This is a genomic window from Nonomuraea sp. 10N515B, from assembly GCF_052245915.1.
GTDB lineage: Bacteria > Actinomycetota > Actinomycetes > Streptosporangiales > Streptosporangiaceae > Nonomuraea.
The window spans coordinates 1-15552 of the sequence record NZ_JBQQBQ010000071.1; the positions used below are offsets into that span (position 1 = coordinate 1).

The window sequence follows — 15552 nt, forward strand, 5'->3', positions numbered from 1 at the left end:
GGGGCGCGGGTGACGATCGGGGTGGCCGGTCCGTTCGCGTTGCTGGTGGCCGTGCTGGCCGCGGACCTGGCCGGCGCGACGCCGCTGGTGGGCGACCACGCCTGGGACCGGCGGCGGTGGGCGCGGATGACCGGCACGACCACGATGGACCTCCTGGCCGACGCGCCGCTGCCGGACGAGCCCGGCGCCGCCGTCGAGCACGTGGCAGCGCCGGGCGACCTGGCGTGGGCGTGTTTCAGCTCGGGCAGCACGGGCCGCCCGCGTGCCGTCGTCCGCACGCGGGCCTCGTGGACGGCGTCGTTCCCACACCTCGGCGAGCTGGCCGGGATCGGGCCCGACGACGTCGTGCTGGTTCCCGGTCCGCTGTCGTCCTCCCTGTACGCCTTCGCGGCCGTACACGCCCTGGCCACCGGTGCGACGGCCGTCGTGCCCGGCCGCTGGCCCGCAGGATCGCTGCCCGCGTTCCTGGACCAGGCCACGGTCGTGCACCTGGTGCCGCACCTGCTGCCTGCCGTGCTCGCCCGGCCAGGCGCGCTGCGTACGGTCGTGGCCGGCGGCGCGGCGCTCGACCCCCGGTGGCGAGCGGCGGCGGCGCGGGCCGGGGTGCGGATCGTGTCGTATTACGGGGCCACCGAGCTCTCGTTCGTCGCGGCCGACGCCGACGGGGGTGGGTTGCGTCCCTTTCCTGGCGTCGAGATCGAGGTCAGGACCGCTCCCGGGAGCGCACTGGGGGAGGTGTGGGCCCGTTCGCCCTGGCTGGCCGAGGGTTACCTGGGCGAGGCGGCGGGTCCCCTGCGGCGCGACGGTGACGGTTGGATGACCGTGGGCGACGTGGCGCACCCCTACCGGGCAGGAGAGGTGTTGCGGCTGCGCGGGCGTGGCGACGGCGCGATCCAGACCGGCGGCGCCACCGTCGTGCCCGAAGACGTCGAGGAGGTGCTGAGGAAGGTGCCCGGCGTGGGGGACATCGTGGTGATCGGCTCGCCCCACCCGTCACTGGGCTCGATCATCACGGCCATCCTGGAGGCCGACGGGGACGCGCCGCCGCCGCGGGCGCTGCTGGAGGCGGTGGCCAGGAGCGGACTGGACGTGGCGCAACGGCCGCGCCGCTGGTACGCGGTGCCGAGTCTGCCGCGCACCCAGGCGGGCAAGCCCGCGCGTGCCCTGGTCGCGGCCCGCATGGCCGCCGGCGACCCCGACCTGCGGCGGCTGGCCTGACATGGCGGGCACCTCCACCGGCGCACCGGCAGGCGGCGACGAGCCGGTCATCGTGGCCGCTCGGCGCACGCCCATCGGCACGGCCGGGCACGCGTACAAGGACCTGACCGTGGACCGGCTCGCGGCGCCTGTGATCGAGGCCGTCGCCCGCGACGTTGCCGGCCGGCAGGTGGATGACGTGGTGCTGGGCAACTGCATGGGTCCGGGCGGCAACGTGGCCAGGGTGGCGGCGCTGGCGGCCGGGCTGGGGCACGCCGTCCCCGGCGTCACCGTGGACCGGCAGTGCGGCAGCGGGCTGGCCGCGATCCTGCTGGCCGGGCAGGCCGTACGCGCCGGGGAGGTGGACCTGGTGATCGCGGGCGGAGCGGAGAGCGGCTCGACCGCGCCGCTGCGTACCCACCGGGGGGCCGCCGAGCCGTACGCCCGCGCGCCGTTCACGCCCGCCGGCCACCCCGACCCCGACATGGGGCCGGCCGCCGAGGCGCTGGCCGCGGCACACGGGATCACCCGCGAGCGGCAGGACGCCTATGCCTGCCGCAGCCATACGGCCGCGCTGGCTGCCCGCGAGGCGGGCCGGTTCGCCGAGGAGATCGTCCCGGTCGGCGGGCGGGCCGATGATCAGCGGCCGCGGCCGCTGCGGCCGTCGTCGCTGGCCCGGCTGCCGGCGGCGTTCGTGGCGGGCGGTACAGTGACGGCCGGTAATTCCTCCCCGATCAGTGACGGCGCCGCGGCCGTGGCCATCGTGCCCGAGCGGTCGCGCGCGGGCCTGCCGGGGATGCGGCTGGTGGCCGGGTCTGTCGTCGGGTGCGATCCCGAGCTGCCCGGCTGGGGGCCGGTGCCGGCGGTACGCCGGGTGCTGGAGCGTTCGGGGGTGGACGTGGCGCGGGTCGCCGCGGTGGAGATCGTGGAGGCGTTCGCGGCGCAGGTGCTGGCCGTCACCGACGCGCTGGGGCTGGACCCGCTGGGCGCCGACGGCGAGCGGGTCTGCCCCGACGGCGGTGCGCTGGCGCTGGGTCATCCGTGGGGCGCCAGCGGCGCGGTCGTCGTGACCAGGCTGTTCACCCGGCTCGTCCGCGCCGGGGCCCCGCCGGGGACGCTCGGCGTGGCCGCGGCGGCGGTCGGCGGCGGCCTCGGCGTGGCCGCCCTGTTCGAAGTGGTGGGATGAGCGTGATCGAGTTCGCCGGCGTGCCTGTGCGCCTCGGCCTGCGGGTGGTGGCGTGAGGTGATCGAGTTCACTGACGTGCACGTGCGCCTCGGCCTGCGGGACGTGCTGTGCGGCATCACCGCCTCCCTGCCCGAGCGGCGCGTCGGCGTGGTCGGCGCCAACGGCTCGGGCAAGAGCACGCTGGCCCGCCTGATCAACGGCCTGGCGGTGCCGACGTCGGGCAGCGTCACCGTGCTCGGCCTGGACACCCGCCGTCACGCCGCGAAGATCAGGCGCGGGGTGGGTTTCCTGTTCACCGACCCGGACGCGCAGATCGTCATGCCGACGGTGGCCGAGGACGTGGCCTTCTCGCTGCGCCGCAAAGGCCTGCCCCGCGCGGAGGTCGAGCGGCGCGTGGCGGACGTCCTGGCCAGGTACGGCCTGGCCGGCCACGCCGACCACCCTGCGCACCACCTGTCCGGCGGGCAGAAGCAGTTGCTCGCGCTGTGCTCGGTGATGGTGCTGGAGCCGGAGGTCCTGGTCATGGACGAGCCGACCACGTTGCTGGACCTGCGCCACTCGCGTCAGGTCGCCACCCTGCTGCGGGAGCTGCCCCAGCAGGTCGTGGTGGTCAGCCACGACCTGCCGCTGCTGGCCGATTTCGACCGGGTGCTGGTGCTGGACCAGGGCCGCGTCGTCGCCGACGGCACGCCCGGCGAGGCCATCGCCCACTACCGCAAGATCATGTCGTGAACGGGCTCACCGGCGCGTACGTCCCCGGCACCTCCCCGCTGCACCGGCTGCCCGCCGGCGCCAAGCTGGCCGGGCTGGCGCTCGCGTGCACGGTGTTGGTGCTGCTGCGCACGCCGCTCGCCCTGGCGGGCGCGGCGGCCATCGTGGCCGGGCTCTACGCGGTGTCGCGGGTGGGCGTGGCGGTGGCCTGGGCGCAGGTACGCCCGGTGCGCTGGTTCGCGGTGGCGCTGTTCGGCATGCAGTGGATCTTCGTGGACCTTTCGGGCGCGGCCACCACGACCCTGCGCGTGGTGCTCGCGGTCGCGCTGGCCGGCCTGGTCACGATCACCACCCGCACGTCGGCCATGATGGCCGCGCTGGAACGGTGCCTGGCCCCGGCCAGGTTCGCCGGGCTGGACCCGTTCCGGCTGTCGTTGCTGCTGTCGCTCACCGTGCGCAGCGTGCCCGTCATGGCCGAGCTGGCCGCCCGCGTGCGGGAGGCCCAGCGGGCCAGGGGCGTCGAGCGCAGCCTGCGGGCCTTCGCGGTGCCGATGGTGGTCAGCGCGTTGCGGCATGCCGACGCGCTCGGCGAGGCGCTCAGCGCCCGAGGTCTGGATGACTGACCTCCTATCCCAGGCTTGACTTATATAAGCATTCACTGAAAGGCTGGTGCGGTGCACGCATTCGACGTTCTCGGCGACCCTGTCCGGCGCCGGATCCTCGAGCTGCTGGCCGACGGCGAGCAGAGCTCTGGTGAGCTCACCGCCGTCATCCAGCGCGAGTTCGGGATCTCCCAGCCGGCCGTCTCCCAGCACCTGCGGGTGCTGCGCGACAACGGGTTCGCCAGCGTGCGGGCCCAGGGCACGCGGCGCCTCTACGCCGTCGAGCCAGGGCCGCTGCAGGAGATCGACGCGTGGCTGGAGCTCTTCCGCGGCTTCTGGACGCAGCGCCTGGACGCGCTGACCACGGAGCTGGCTCGCGGCAAGCGCGAACGCCGCATGACAGGCGAGACGAAGGACACCTGATGGACTTGCTTGACGAGATCACCCGGGCGCATCGCGAACTGCTCGACGGCGAGCGCAAGGTCATCACCGTGCGACGGCGTTATGACGCCGAGGTCGAGGACGTGTGGGATGCCTGCACCAACGCCGAGCGCCTGAGCCGCTGGTTCCTGCCCGTGACCGGGGACCTGCAGCTGGGCGGGAAATACCAGTTCGAGGGCAACGCGGGCGGCGAGATCCTGCGGTGCGAGCCGCCTCGCCTGCTGAAGGTCAGCTGGCTGTTCGGCGACAACCCCGGCTTCTCCGAGGTGGAGGTGCACCTGTCCGCCGAGGACGACGGCACCCTGTTCGAGCTGCGCCACACCGCCGAGGTTCCGCCCGAGTTCTGGGCGATGGGTGGTCCCGGTTCGGTCGGGGTGGGCTGGGATCTCGGGCTGCTGGGCCTGAGCCTGCACCTGGCGGGCCTGCCGCAGTTCGACGAGAACACCTTCCACCTGACCGACGAGGGCCGGCGCGTCATCATCGAGAGCAGCCAGGCGTGGGGCCGGGCCTACGAGGCCGCGGGCGGCACGCCAGACCAGGTCGCCGCCGCCGTCGCCAACACCACCGGCTTCTACGCTCCCGAAGGGGAGTCGTCCTGACGCGTTCTGCGAGAGCTGACGACTCGACCACTGGTATGGCGCGAACAACATCGAATCGACCTTCACATGGCCGGCCACGTACTCCACAGCCGCCTTCGGCACGTCCTCGTTCATGCCGATGTTCGTGATCGACATGATCGCGACTCGGGGCTCGTTCGTTGCGGCGCAGCCGGTCAGCTTCTCGCTTGGCCCGCTGTTTCTCGGAAGCCTTTCCCTGTCGGTCTGTGAGATGCGTGCCCGAACGTCTGCGATCTCGGCCTCTCGTTCGGCGCGTTGACGCCGTTCGATGTCGTGCTCATCATGGGCGGCGCCTCGTCGAACGCCATGACGAGGCGCCGCCGGCATTCCGCCGGCGACGCCTCGACTTCCGGCCTCAGCTGATGTCACATCCCCACTTGCCGCCCGTCGGCCTGGAGCACACCTGGACGTGAGCCTTGGTCGGCATCTTGTTCGTGGTGAAGGTCCCCGTGACCTTCTGGGCGCCGCCCTTGCTGGTGACGCACTTGAGCTGAATGTTGTTGTTGTGGGTTCCTCTCCACATCAACCTGACGCAAGTCTCGGACGGGAACCTGCGGAAGTCGTCGACCGTGCCGTTGATGCTGATGAACCTCTTGCCCCATCTCACGGTCCCCTTCGACCACCCGTAGCGGGTGCTGGCCACATAGAACCGTCGTCCGGCCGCCGTCGAGGCCGTGACGTCCTGCTGGGTCGCGGCCGGACGGTGGAGACCCTGCTGGGTGACGTTCCGCTCGGTGTCGAGCGGCTGCACGGCCGCAGCAGGAGCCGCGGATACCGCGGCGATGCCAAGGGTTCCGGCCAGAACCGTGCTCGCGAGGAGTTTGGTGGGCAGTGATGCCTTGGTGGTGAATCTCATGATCAGGCGGCGGACCTGGTTTGTTGTTTGCGTAGCCCGGTCCGTTCCCCGCCGGGGGCTATCGCATCGTGCTCAGTACTCTGCCGACCCTCCGGCTCAGTGTCTGTGAAGAAGTACACACAGCGGCTGGTTTTCCGTCAGGTACGTCGGCCCGATGGTGACCACCGGGGAAAGCACCCCTCCAGCTCAAAGAATCCGGTCGACTCGGTCTGCCGCCGCGCGGCCGAGGGGTGACGGCCCTTTTTCGCGCCGCTGGTGATGACGAGCCGGGCGGCGATGTCGCGCAGGCTGAGGTTCTTGCTCGCCGGTGAGGAACTCCAGCCCGATGCCGGCAGCGCGCAGCTGCTCGGCCAGGGCGGCCAGGTCGAGGCCGAGCCGCTTGTGCTCGTGCACCACGAGCGTGACCGCCACGCCCGCCGCGCGCAGTTCCCGGGCCAGCGTAACGGCCTTGTCGAGCTCGGGACGCGTGGTGGCGCGGGTGGAGATCTTCTCGGCGAAGACGCGGGTGACGTCGGCGGCCTTGAGCGCGTCGAGCTGGGTGTCCAGAGACTGACGGACGGTGGAGGCGCCAGGCCGGGCGGCGGCCTCCCTGAGTACAGTGGTGAGTGAATGCTTACTCACCACTGTACGGAAGGGGAAAGCTCATGAGGCTCGTCGTTTTCGGCGCCACGGGCGGCATCGGGCTGGAGGTGGTCCGCCAAGGTCTCGACCTGGCCCATGAGATCACCGCCGTCGTGCGCTCGGCGTCTCGGCTGCCCGCCGAGCTGCATGCGCGGCTCGACGTCGTCGAGGCCGACGTGATGGACCCCGACGCCATCACGCCGGCGGTCAAGGGCGGCGACGCCGTGATCACCGCGATCGGCCCGCGCGGACGCGAGGCGAGCACCGTCCACTCCGGCAGCGTCGCCTCCATCATCGAGGCCATGCGGCGGGCGGGGGTGCGGCGGCTGCTGACGGTGGGCGCGAGCGGCATGGTGGCCGACGCGGGCGACGGCCCGCTCACCCGGTACGTGCTCAAGCCCCTCATCGTGCAGCGGCTGTTGAGCCAGTCCTACGCCGACCTGGCCGCGTCCGAAGAGCTGGTGCGGGCCGCCGATCTGGACTGGACGATCGTGCGGCCCTCGCGGCTGACGAACGCCGGCCGTACCAACCGTTATCGCACGGCCAGGGACCTCAGCGTGCGGGGCGGCCTGAGCACGACCCGCGCCGACGTGGCCGACTGCATGCTGGAGCTGATCGGCGACCGCACGTCGGTGCGGCACGTCATCTCGGTGGCATCCTAGGGGCCGCTCAAGCGCGCGGCGCGTACATGATGACGGCGACGCCGGCCAGGCAGATCAGTGCGCCGATGACGTCCCAGCGGTCGGGGCGGAAGCCGTCGGCGACCATGCCCCAGGCCAGGGAGCCCGCGACGAAGACGCCTCCGTAGGCGGCCAGGACGCGGCCGAAGTTCGGGTCGGGCTGGAAGGTGGCGACGAAGCCGTAGGCCGCCAGGGCCAGGATGCCCGCGCCGATCCACAGCAGGCCGCGCTGCTCACGCCAGCCCTGCCAGACCAGCCAGGCGCCGCCGATCTCGGCGAGGGCGGCCAGAACGAACAGGGCGATCGAGCGCAGCACGGTCATGGGGATGACTTTAAGGGCCGATCACCTCACGGGCTGATCAGCCTCAGGCAGGTCGGCCCAGCGACCGCCGGCTTTGGCGCGCTCAACCGCCGCCAGGCCCGGCGGGCGCATCCGGCCCTCGCGCTGGAGGCGCTCGACGCGGGCGATGTTGGGCCGGGACCACGGGCTGCGCGCGCGTCGCGGGCTGAAGCGCTGCAGGTAGGTCGCCGCGTCGCGGGAGCGCGCCTGGCCGTCGATCCAGCCGTAGCACAGCGCCTCCTCCAAGGCTTGTCCGTACGTGAGGGTCGTCGGCTCGGTGGTGCCCTTCTTGGCGATCACCAGCCACACCTCGCTCTCGCAGTCGTGGTGGCCGGCCAGCCAGTCCCGCCACGCGGCGGCGTCGGTGAAGAGGTTCATGACCTGTATCCTCCCAACCAAAGCGCTCATCAATTGAGCACTTTGTTTGGGAGGATGGGGGCATGCGTGCCGATCGTCTCGTAGCCGCCCTGCTACTGCTCCAGGCCCGGGGCCGGGTGACCGCCGCGGAGCTGGCCGGGGAGCTGGAGATCTCCGTGGCCACCGCCCGCCGCGATCTGGAGGCGTTGTCGGCCGCGGGTATCCCCGTGTATCCGCAGCCGGGCCGCGGCGGCGGGTGGCAGCTTATCGGCGGCGCCCGTACCGATCTCAGCGGTTTGACCGCGGCCGAGGCTCGGGCGTTGTTCCTGCTGCTGGGCCCGGCGACGACCGCCGCGGCCCCGCTGACGTCGGCTCTGCGCAAGCTGATGCGGGCCCTGCCCGCGACGTTCCGCGCCGACGCCGAGGCAGCGGCCCGGGCCGTGGTGTCGGACTCGGCGCGGTGGGGCGAGGTCGGCAGGCAGCTGCCCGCTCTGGTCGAGGACCTGCAGGGAGCCGTCGTGGGCAGGCGGAAGGTGCGGCTGGCCTACACCAGCAGGGGCGGCGGCTCGACGGAGCGGTTAGTGGATCCGCTGGGGCTGGTCGACAAGGACGGTGTGTGGTATCTGCTGGCCGGCACCGAGAGCGGGCGGCGCACGTTCCGCGTCGACCGGGTCGCCGGCGCCGAGGTGACGGACCTGCCGGCCGAGCGGCCTGATGACTTCGACCTGTCGGCGGAGTGGGAGCGGGTCGTCAACGAGGTCGAGCGGCGGCGTTCGCTGGTCTCGGCGGTGGTGCTGGTTCACGACCGGCACGTGCGGGTGCTGCGCGATCAGTTCGGCCGCCATTGCGAGGTGCTCGGGCAGGAGGCCGGCGGCCGGACCTGCGTGCGGGTGGCCGCGCCGATGGCGTTGTCGATCGCCGAGCATCTGGCCGGGTGGGGCGCCCAGGTCGAGGTGGTGGAGCCGGATCAGGTCCGCGCCGAGCTGGCCAGGATCGGCGCGGAGCTGGTCGCGCGTTACGCCTCCTGAGCGTGGTGGGTGAGCGCCGAGGGGTCGCGTTCGGGCGGGCCGGCGGGCCACCAGTGGCCGTCGCGTTCGACGAAGGGGTACCAGCGTCCGTCGCGGCCGTAGCGCAGTTGCAGGGAGCCGAGGGTCCAGCGGTTGCGCCACGCCTCGATCGCGGGCGGCCGCTCGCCTTCCCAGTCGGCCTCCAGCAGCGTCCGCGCCCTGGCCAGCTCCCGGCGGGGCGGCGTCCAGGCCGATTCCAGCACCTCCAGGCCGTCGGCGCCGCCCTGGCGCCAGGCCGCCACGGCGGTCTCGAGGCCGAGGTCGAGGTCGTGGTCGGCGGCCAGGCGTACCCGGTCCTGATATTCGGTCAGCTCCGGGAGGCGGCCGCGGACCAGCAGCTCGCGGGCGCGGGAGGCGGCGGAGGCGGCCAGTACCCGCAGGGCGGCCACATCCACGCCGGCCCCCGGCTCCAGGGCGGGCGGGGAGAAGGGGACGTCGCAGGGCGGCGGCTCGGGCAGCGGCGGCACGCCTGCCGCGAACGCCTGGGCCGCCGCCACCCCGCGTGCGGCCTCGGCGGTGTCGGGGACGTCGCGCCGCTGGAGCGCCTCGATCAGCTGCCGTTCGCCGCGTCCCCGCATCAGCAGCAGTACGAACGGGTCGGCGTCCAGCAGCCAGGAGGCCTGGTAGCACAGCGCGGCCGCGTGCTGGCACGGGTGGCCCCAGTCGGGGCAGGAGCACTCCGGCTCCAGGTCGCCGACGGCGGGCAGCAGCGGCACGGCGGCGTCCTCGGCGGCCTCGACCAGCTCGTGCGGCATGTCGCGGTCGAGCAGCGCGGCAATGTGCCCGCTCTTGGCGGCGACCTGGTCCCAGAAGCGCTCCCACTCGTCGTCAGTGAGCTGCTCGACGCGTACGACGGTGTCGTACTCGCTGTCGGCCACGGCGGCGATGCGCCCGGGGCTGACGGTGATGGGGCCGAGCAGACCGGTCTTGGCGTACGCGCGGCCCTTGCGCAGCAGGCCCTGGTCGAGCGAGGTGTCCTCCAAGGCTTTGATCCAGGCGCGGCCCCACCAGGTGGTGGCGAAGCGGGCCCCGGCGCGCTGCGGCAGGAAGGCGGCGAATCCCCGTACGGCGTTCATCTCAGCTCCACGAGTGCGGCCAGTTCGGCGTCGGTCAGCTCGGTGAAGGCGCCCTCGCCCGAGGCGAGCACGGCCTCGGCGAGCGAGCGTTTGGCGGCCAGCATCTGGGCGACGCGGTCCTCGATCGTGCCTTCGGCGATGAGCCGGTGCACCTGGACGGGGCGCGTCTGGCCGATGCGGTAGGCGCGGTCGGTGGCCTGGTCCTCCACGGCGGGGTTCCACCAGCGGTCGTAGTGGATCACGTGGTCGGCGCGGGTGAGGTTCAGCCCGGTGCCGGCGGCCTTGAGCGACAGCAGGAACACCGGCGCCTGGCCGTCCTGGAAGCGGCGGACCATCTCCTCGCGACGGGTGACGGGGGTGCCGCCGTGCAGCAGCTGGGTGGGCACACCGCGGTCGGTCAGGTGGGTGTCGAGGAGGCGGGCCATGGCGACGTACTGGGTGAAGATCAGCACGGCGCCGTCCTCGGCGACGATGGTGTCGACGAGCTCGTCGAGCAGCTCCAGCTTGCCGGAGCGGCCGGCCAGCCTAGGGGTGCTTTCGTGCAGGTAATGGGCGGGGTGGTTGCAGATTTGCTTGAGCCCGGTCAGCAGCTTGACGATCAGGCCGCGACGGGCCATGCCCTTCGCGTCCGCGATCTGCGCCATGATCTCCCGCACGACGGCCTCGTACAGGCCGGCCTGCTCGGGGGTGAGCGCGACCGGCCGGTCGGTCTCGGTCTTGGGCGGCAGCTCGGGCGCGATGCCGGGGTCGCTCTTGCGGCGGCGCAGCAGGAACGGCCCCACCAGCCGCGACAGCCGGGCGGCCGCCTCGCTGTCGCCGGACTCGACGGGTTTGGCCCATCGCGCCCGGAACCGGGCCAGAGGGCCGAGCAGTCCCGGTGTAGTCCAGTCGAGGATGGCCCACAGGTCCGTCAGGTTGTTCTCAACGGGGGTGCCGGTCAGCGCGACGCGGGCGGCGGCGGGGATCTCCCGCAGCGCCTTGGCGGTGCCGGAGGCCGGGTTCTTGACGTGCTGCGCCTCGTCGGCGACGAGCAGGCCCCACGGGTGCACGCCCAGCCGGGCCGCGTCGAGCCGCATCGTGCCGTACGTCGTCAGGACGAATCCCTCGTCGGCCAGTGTGCGGCCGGCGCCGTGGAAGCGGCGTACCGGAACGCCGGGCGCGAACCTGGCGATCTCCCGTTCCCAGTTGCCCAGCAGCGACGCTGGGCACACCACCAGCGTCGGTCCGCTGTTCCTGTGTAGATGGAGGGCGATCAGGGTGATGGTCTTGCCCAGGCCCATGTCGTCGGCCAGGCAGCCGCCGAGCCCGAGCGAGGTCATCCTGGCCAGCCAGCGCAGCCCGTGCAGCTGGTAGTCGCGCAGTGTGGCGGCCAGCCCGTCCGGCGGGCCGGTCTCCTCCGGCTCGGCCAGCCGGTCGCGCAGCTCGCGCAGCCAGGCGGTGGGCTCGACGGGCACCTGCTCGCCCTCGACCTCGACCGACCCGGTCAGCGCGGCGCCGAGCGCCTCCAGCCCGGTCAGCGGCTTGAGGTCGCGCTGGCGGGCCTTGCGGGCCAGGTCGGGGTCGATCAGCACCCACTGGTCGCGCAGCCGCACGACGGGCCGGTGTGCCTCGGCCAGCCGGTCCATCTCGGCCGCGGTCAGCCGCTGCCCGCCCAGGGCGAGCTGCCAGTTGAAGCTGGTCAGGTGGGGGCCGCTGAGGAAGGACGGCAGGTCGGAGGGCGCGGCGTCCCGCTCGCCGAGGACGGCGGTGGCGGTCAGGCCGCGTACCAGCGACCTGGGCCAGTGGACCTCCACACCGGCCGCCGCCAGCCGCTGCGCGGCCCCGGCCAGCAGGTCCTCCACGTCGGCGTCGGACAGGGCGAGCTCGTCCGGCACCGCGCTGTCGAGCAGCTGTCCCAGCCGTGGCCAGGCGCGGGCGGCCCGCCGGATGGCGAGCGTGGCGTCGATCCTGGCCCGTGCCCCGAACCCGGGGTCCTTGCCCTGCCACAGCTCGGCCGCGTCGACCACCAGCGACGGATCGGCCAGGCTGTGCAGCTGGACCACCGCGCGGAACTCGGCCGCCGCCATGTCGTCGTCGGTCTCCAGCCGCAGCGACAGGCGCACTCCGGCGTCGAGGCCGGCCGACACCTCCTCGGCCCAGCGGCGCAAGTGAGGCACTTTGACGGGTTTGACGGCGGCGAAGGCGGTGGTGCCGGTGGCGCGTACAGCGCCGGGCGAGCGGGGTATGGCGTCGGCGACGGCATCGAGGAAGGCCCGCAGGAGGTTTTCCGCATCGGGCAGCCAGAGCTCCGTGGCATCCGGTGCTGCGGCGTCGGGTGCTGCGGCGTCGGATGGTGCGGGCAGGGGGATGGCGCGGGCGGTGGCGGGCATGGCGGCGGCCAGGTCGCGGATGCGCTGCACGTCGGCCGCGTCCAAAGGGCCGGCCCGCCAGGAGTCGTGGTCGCCTGCCGTCACGCCGGGCAGGATGCGGCCGCGGGTGACGAGCTGGAGGGCGACCAGCGCGGCCGCACCCCAGAAGCGGGCGGCGGGATGGGCCTGCTCGTCCGTGCGCGCCCTGGCCAGCGCCGCCACCGCGGCCGCGACGGGCACGCGGGTGGCGGCGACCCGGCGGGCGCGTACGCTGCCGTCGTGCTGCTCGGCCACGGTCACGGCCTCGCCCCCCGCGGGGTCGAGGAAGCTCACGTGGCCGGACCTGGGCGGGTCGCCGGGTTCGAAAACTGCTGCGTGACGGTACAGATCCAGCATAACCGTACAGTGTACGGTACGAGAGAGGTGTGGTTTACCACAGTGCTGATGGGGCGCTCGCCTCATTCCGGGCATATCTGATCTTCCATAGCCTTGAGCCCATGACTGATTGGCTCGTTGGACTGATGGAGACTCTCGGGGCCCCGGGGGCGGGCCTCGCGATCGCGTTAGAGAACCTGTTCCCGCCCCTGCCGAGCGAGGTGATCCTGCCGTTGTCGGGCTTCACCGCCAGCAGGGGCGAGATGGGCCTGCTGGATGTGCTGGTGTGGACGACGCTGGGCTCGGTGGTCGGCGCGCTGGCGCTGTACTGGGTGGGAGCGCTGCTGGGCCGTGAGCGCGTGCTGGCCATCGCCGCCCGGTTGCCGCTGGTGAAGGTGTCCGACATCGAGAAGACCGAGGCCTGGTTCGCCCGGCACGGTCGCAAGACGGTGTTCTTCGGCAGGATGATCCCCATCTTCCGCAGCCTCATCTCGGTCCCGGCGGGGGTGGAGCGGATGCCGCTGCCCACGTTCACGCTGCTGACGACCGTCGGCAGCCTGATCTGGAACACCATCTTCGTGCTGGCCGGCTATGTCCTGGGTGAGAACTGGTCGCTGGTCGAGGCCTACGTCGGGGTCGGCACCAACATCGTGATCGCCATGGTGGTGGCGGCGGTGCTGGTGTTCGTGGGCGTGCGGCTGGCCGAGCGCCGTAAGGGTCGGCATGCGTCTCGTCGTTGAGGGCCTGCGGCAGTTGGTCGCGGTGACGCTGGGCGCTGTCACCGCGCTGGGCGGCCTGGCGTTCGCGCTGCCGGCGCTGCCGTTCGCGGGCCATCCCCACGCCGGTGCGGCGGCGCGGCGGCTGGCCCGGCTGGAGGCGCGCCGCCTGCGCGTGGACGCCGCCGCCCTCGACGCGCTCACCGGGAACGACGGGCGGCCGCTGCGATATCTGGCCGCGCGGGCGCCCGTGGGCCTGCTGGGCGGGATGGTGATCATCATGCTTGTCTTCGGCGCATGGCAGGGCGGCCAGCTGGCCTGGGCGTGGCTGTGGGGTGAGGAGTTCGACGGGATGGCGCGCTCGCTACCCCTCGCCCTCTACACCGGCACCTTCGGGAGCGTGCTGCTGTTCGTCGCCCTGTCGGGCGTGGCGGGGGTGCATGTGCTGGAGCGGCGGCTGGCGATGCGGATGCTGGGCCCGGACCGTACCGAGGTGCTGGAGCGCAGGATCGCCGAGCTGGCCGAGAGCCGGGCGGGCATCGTGGCGGCGGTCGACTCCGAGCGGCGGCGCATCGAGCGGGACCTGCACGACGGGCTGCAGCAGCGTCTGGTGGCGCTGTCGATGCTCGTCGGGCGCGCTCGCCGAGGGCGGCCGGAGCTGCTGGATCAGGCGCACCAGGAGGCTCAGCAGGCACTGGCCGAGCTGCGCGAGGTGGCCTGGCGGGTCTACCCGAGCGGGCTGGACTCGCTCGGGCTGGGAGAGGCGCTGGCGGGGGTGGCCGAACGCTCCAGCGTGCCGGTCACGGTAGCGTGCGACCTGCGCCGGCGGCCGCCGATGGCGGTGGAGACGGCGGCGTACTTCGTGGTGTGCGAGGCCGTGACGAACGCCGCCAAACACGCCGGCGCCGGGCTCATCACGGTCGAGGTGTGCGAGGAGGATCCGGCGGTGATCGTACGGGTGCGTGACGACGGGGCGGGCGGCGCGAGCCCCGCGGGCGGCGGGCTGTCCGGGCTGGCCAGGCGGGTGGCCGCGCTGGACGGCTCCTTCGAGGTGGACAGCCCGGCGGGCGGGCCGACGACGATCACGGCGGTGCTGCCGTGCGGGTGATCCTGGCCGAGGACTCCACGTTGCTGCGCGAGGGCCTGGTGCGGCTGCTGCTGGAGGAGGGCCACGAGGTGCCGGCCGCGGTGAGCGACGCCGAGACCCTGGTGGCGGCGGTGGCGGCGGACGAGCCGGACGTCGTGGTGGTGGACGTGCGCATGCCGCCGACCCACACAGACGAGGGCCTGCGGGCGGCGCTGGAGATCAGGCGCCGCTGGCCTGCGGTCAAGGTGCTGGTGTTGTCGCAGTATGTGGAGAAGCGCTACGCCACCGAGCTGATGAGCGCCGACGTCGAGGGCGTGGGCTACCTGCTCAAGGACCGGGTGGCGCAGGTGGGCGACTTCCTGGACGCGCTGGAGCGGGTGGGCGCGGGGGGAGCGGCGTTCGACCCGGAGGTGGTGCGGCAGCTGCTGGCCCGCACCACGCAGGTGGATCCGCTGGCGCGGCTGACCGCCCGTGAGCGTGAGGTGCTGGAGCGGATGGCACAGGGGCTGACCAACGCCTCGATCGCCCAGGCGTTGCACGTGTCGCAGAGCGCCGTGGAAAAGCACGTCAACTCGCTGTTCGACAAGCTGGGCCTGTCGCACACCAACGGATACAGCCGGCGGGTGCTGGCCGTGCTGCACTTCCTGGAGTCCTGAGGGTCCACCGACGCCGCCGCGGCCCGCAGCCTGCTCGACCGGCACCGCTACCAGCTGACCGCGCCGGGCGTGCTGTGGGTGGCCTACCCGAAGGGCAACAAGTCCGGTGTGCCCTCGTTGACCGGTTCGAGCACGAAGACCGGGATCTGGCGGTCGGTCTTGCGCTGGTAGTCGGCATAGTCCGGGTATGCGGCCACCGCCCGGCGCCACCACAGGGCCTTCTCGTCCTCGAACACCTCGCGCGCCCGGTACTCCCGGGTCACCGCGCCGTCCTGAAGCTCGACGACCGGCTCGGCGACCAGGCTGGCGTACCACTGCGGGTTGGCCGGCGCGCCACCCTTGGACGCGACAGCCGCGTAGCGTCCCTCGTGCTCGACACGCATCACCAACGTCTTGCGGACCTTGCCGGTCTTGGCGCCCCGGTAGGTCATCAGCACGGTGGGCAGGTCACGGATCGTGACGCCGTCGGTGGTGCCGGTGCGCATGATCTGCTCGACGTGCTCGCGGACCCATCCCCACGCGCTTGGCTCGTAATCACCAGTCAATGACATGCCCCGATCAACGCGCCCGGCTCGTCGCTGATTCCGCGACCTGACCGTGCCGGCGGCCGTCCGGGCGC

Annotated in this window: 18 protein-coding genes; 11 read left to right on the plus strand and 7 right to left on the minus strand. The window is 72.8% G+C overall.

The genetic code is table 11. The annotated features are described in order from the left end of the window. From ACTWQA_RS50275 to ACTWQA_RS50300, 6 genes are all read left to right on the plus strand, one after another. The coding region (locus ACTWQA_RS50275; protein ID WP_443165932.1) for an AMP-binding protein at positions 1-1218 on the plus strand (1218 nt) is incomplete at its 5' end. Between the two features lies 1 nt (position 1219). Further along, positions 1220-2383, plus strand: coding sequence for a thiolase family protein (locus ACTWQA_RS50280; RefSeq protein WP_443165933.1), 1164 nt, complete (start codon positions 1220-1222; stop codon positions 2381-2383). Positions 2384-2440: 57 nt separating this feature from the next. Beyond that, the gene (locus tag ACTWQA_RS50285) at positions 2441-3115 is read left to right on the plus strand and encodes an energy-coupling factor ABC transporter ATP-binding protein (RefSeq protein WP_443165934.1); all 675 of its coding nucleotides are present in this window, start codon (positions 2441-2443) and stop codon (positions 3113-3115) included. Beyond that, a complete protein-coding gene (locus ACTWQA_RS50290; RefSeq protein WP_443165935.1) occupies positions 3112-3717 on the plus strand; it encodes an energy-coupling factor transporter transmembrane component T family protein in 606 nt (201 codons plus the stop codon). The genes ACTWQA_RS50285 and ACTWQA_RS50290 overlap by 4 nt, the downstream gene beginning before the upstream one ends. A 51-nt stretch (positions 3718-3768) precedes the next feature. Beyond that, positions 3769-4119, plus strand: coding sequence for an ArsR/SmtB family transcription factor (locus tag ACTWQA_RS50295; protein WP_305918622.1), 351 nt, complete (start codon positions 3769-3771; stop codon positions 4117-4119). After that, the gene (locus tag ACTWQA_RS50300; RefSeq protein WP_443165936.1) at positions 4119-4736 is read left to right on the plus strand and encodes an SRPBCC family protein; all 618 of its coding nucleotides are present in this window, start codon (positions 4119-4121) and stop codon (positions 4734-4736) included. Before ACTWQA_RS50295 ends, ACTWQA_RS50300 begins: the two co-directional genes overlap by 1 nt. Before the next feature lie 373 nt (positions 4737-5109). On the opposite strand, the gene ACTWQA_RS50305 is transcribed toward ACTWQA_RS50300, so the two are convergent. Together ACTWQA_RS50305 and ACTWQA_RS50310 are read right to left on the minus strand one after the other, a co-directional pair. Continuing rightward, positions 5110-5610 (minus strand): hypothetical protein, encoded by a 501-nt coding sequence (locus ACTWQA_RS50305; protein ID WP_443165937.1) that lies wholly within the window; start codon positions 5608-5610, stop codon positions 5110-5112. 186 nt (positions 5611-5796) lie between these two features. After that, the gene (locus ACTWQA_RS50310) at positions 5797-6231 is read right to left on the minus strand and encodes a recombinase family protein (RefSeq protein WP_443165938.1); all 435 of its coding nucleotides are present in this window, start codon (positions 6229-6231) and stop codon (positions 5797-5799) included. A 23-nt stretch (positions 6232-6254) separates the two neighbouring features. Between ACTWQA_RS50310 and ACTWQA_RS50315 the strand changes: the two genes are divergently transcribed. Next, positions 6255-6893 (plus strand): NAD(P)-dependent oxidoreductase, encoded by a 639-nt coding sequence (locus ACTWQA_RS50315; RefSeq protein ID WP_443165939.1) that lies wholly within the window; start codon positions 6255-6257, stop codon positions 6891-6893. A gap of 7 nt (positions 6894-6900) precedes the next feature. Here the strand turns inward: ACTWQA_RS50315 and ACTWQA_RS50320 are convergent, their stop codons facing one another. Beyond that, positions 6901-7233, minus strand: coding sequence for a YnfA family protein (locus ACTWQA_RS50320; RefSeq protein ID WP_305918625.1), 333 nt, complete (start codon positions 7231-7233; stop codon positions 6901-6903). A gap of 21 nt (positions 7234-7254) precedes the next feature. Next, positions 7255-7629, minus strand: a complete 375-nt coding sequence (locus ACTWQA_RS50325) for a YdeI/OmpD-associated family protein (RefSeq protein WP_327581770.1) — start codon at positions 7627-7629, stop codon at positions 7255-7257. 62 nt (positions 7630-7691) lie between these two features. Between ACTWQA_RS50325 and ACTWQA_RS50330 the strand changes: the two genes are divergently transcribed. Continuing rightward, entirely contained in the window at positions 7692-8636 is a 945-nt protein-coding gene (locus tag ACTWQA_RS50330) for a helix-turn-helix transcriptional regulator (protein ID WP_443165940.1), read from the plus strand. On the opposite strand, the gene ACTWQA_RS50335 is transcribed toward ACTWQA_RS50330, so the two are convergent. Continuing rightward, positions 8624-9751: an SWIM zinc finger family protein gene (locus ACTWQA_RS50335; protein ID WP_443165941.1), complete on the minus strand. Its 1128-nt coding sequence runs from the start codon at positions 9749-9751 to the stop codon at positions 8624-8626. The two genes, ACTWQA_RS50330 and ACTWQA_RS50335, sit on opposite strands and share 13 nt — an antisense overlap. Further along, positions 9748-12495, minus strand: coding sequence for a DEAD/DEAH box helicase (locus ACTWQA_RS50340; protein WP_443165942.1), 2748 nt, complete (start codon positions 12493-12495; stop codon positions 9748-9750). The genes ACTWQA_RS50335 and ACTWQA_RS50340 overlap by 4 nt, the downstream gene beginning before the upstream one ends. Before the next feature lie 101 nt (positions 12496-12596). On the opposite strand from ACTWQA_RS50340, the gene ACTWQA_RS50345 reads away from it, so the two are divergent. The 3 genes from ACTWQA_RS50345 to ACTWQA_RS50355 are packed head-to-tail and all read left to right on the plus strand — an operon-like array spanning position 12597 to position 14933. Further along, positions 12597-13214, plus strand: a complete 618-nt coding sequence (locus ACTWQA_RS50345) for a DedA family protein (protein ID WP_443165943.1) — start codon at positions 12597-12599, stop codon at positions 13212-13214. Beyond that, the gene (locus tag ACTWQA_RS50350; RefSeq protein WP_443165944.1) at positions 13198-14298 is read left to right on the plus strand and encodes a sensor histidine kinase; all 1101 of its coding nucleotides are present in this window, start codon (positions 13198-13200) and stop codon (positions 14296-14298) included. The genes ACTWQA_RS50345 and ACTWQA_RS50350 overlap by 17 nt, the downstream gene beginning before the upstream one ends. Beyond that, positions 14289-14933 (plus strand): response regulator, encoded by a 645-nt coding sequence (locus ACTWQA_RS50355; RefSeq protein ID WP_443165945.1) that lies wholly within the window; start codon positions 14289-14291, stop codon positions 14931-14933. The genes ACTWQA_RS50350 and ACTWQA_RS50355 overlap by 10 nt, the downstream gene beginning before the upstream one ends. An 83-nt stretch (positions 14934-15016) precedes the next feature. On the opposite strand, the gene ACTWQA_RS50360 is transcribed toward ACTWQA_RS50355, so the two are convergent. Beyond that, positions 15017-15484: a nitroreductase family deazaflavin-dependent oxidoreductase gene (locus ACTWQA_RS50360; protein ID WP_443165946.1), complete on the minus strand. Its 468-nt coding sequence runs from the start codon at positions 15482-15484 to the stop codon at positions 15017-15019. Positions 15485-15552: the final 68 nt, after the last annotated feature.

What these genes read in the sequence shown, in the direction of transcription:
- ACTWQA_RS50315 (WP_443165939.1), top strand. Translation starts at nt 6,255, where the DNA reads ATGAGGCTCGTCGTTTTCGGCGCCACGGGCGGCATCGGGCTGGAGGTG.
- ACTWQA_RS50305 (WP_443165937.1), bottom strand. Translation starts at nt 5,610, where the DNA reads ATGAGATTCACCACCAAGGCATCACTGCCCACCAAACTCCTCGCGAGC.
- ACTWQA_RS50300 (WP_443165936.1), top strand. Translation starts at nt 4,119, where the DNA reads ATGGACTTGCTTGACGAGATCACCCGGGCGCATCGCGAACTGCTCGAC.
- ACTWQA_RS50335 (WP_443165941.1), bottom strand. Translation starts at nt 9,751, where the DNA reads ATGAACGCCGTACGGGGATTCGCCGCCTTCCTGCCGCAGCGCGCCGGG.
- ACTWQA_RS50360 (WP_443165946.1), bottom strand. Translation starts at nt 15,484, where the DNA reads ATGTCATTGACTGGTGATTACGAGCCAAGCGCGTGGGGATGGGTCCGC.
- ACTWQA_RS50320 (WP_305918625.1), bottom strand. Translation starts at nt 7,233, where the DNA reads ATGACCGTGCTGCGCTCGATCGCCCTGTTCGTTCTGGCCGCCCTCGCC.
- ACTWQA_RS50350 (WP_443165944.1), top strand. Translation starts at nt 13,198, where the DNA reads ATGCGTCTCGTCGTTGAGGGCCTGCGGCAGTTGGTCGCGGTGACGCTG.
- ACTWQA_RS50330 (WP_443165940.1), top strand. Translation starts at nt 7,692, where the DNA reads ATGCGTGCCGATCGTCTCGTAGCCGCCCTGCTACTGCTCCAGGCCCGG.
- ACTWQA_RS50340 (WP_443165942.1), bottom strand. Translation starts at nt 12,495, where the DNA reads ATGCTGGATCTGTACCGTCACGCAGCAGTTTTCGAACCCGGCGACCCG.
- ACTWQA_RS50280 (WP_443165933.1), top strand. Translation starts at nt 1,220, where the DNA reads ATGGCGGGCACCTCCACCGGCGCACCGGCAGGCGGCGACGAGCCGGTC.
- ACTWQA_RS50345 (WP_443165943.1), top strand. Translation starts at nt 12,597, where the DNA reads ATGACTGATTGGCTCGTTGGACTGATGGAGACTCTCGGGGCCCCGGGG.
- ACTWQA_RS50325 (WP_327581770.1), bottom strand. Translation starts at nt 7,629, where the DNA reads ATGAACCTCTTCACCGACGCCGCCGCGTGGCGGGACTGGCTGGCCGGC.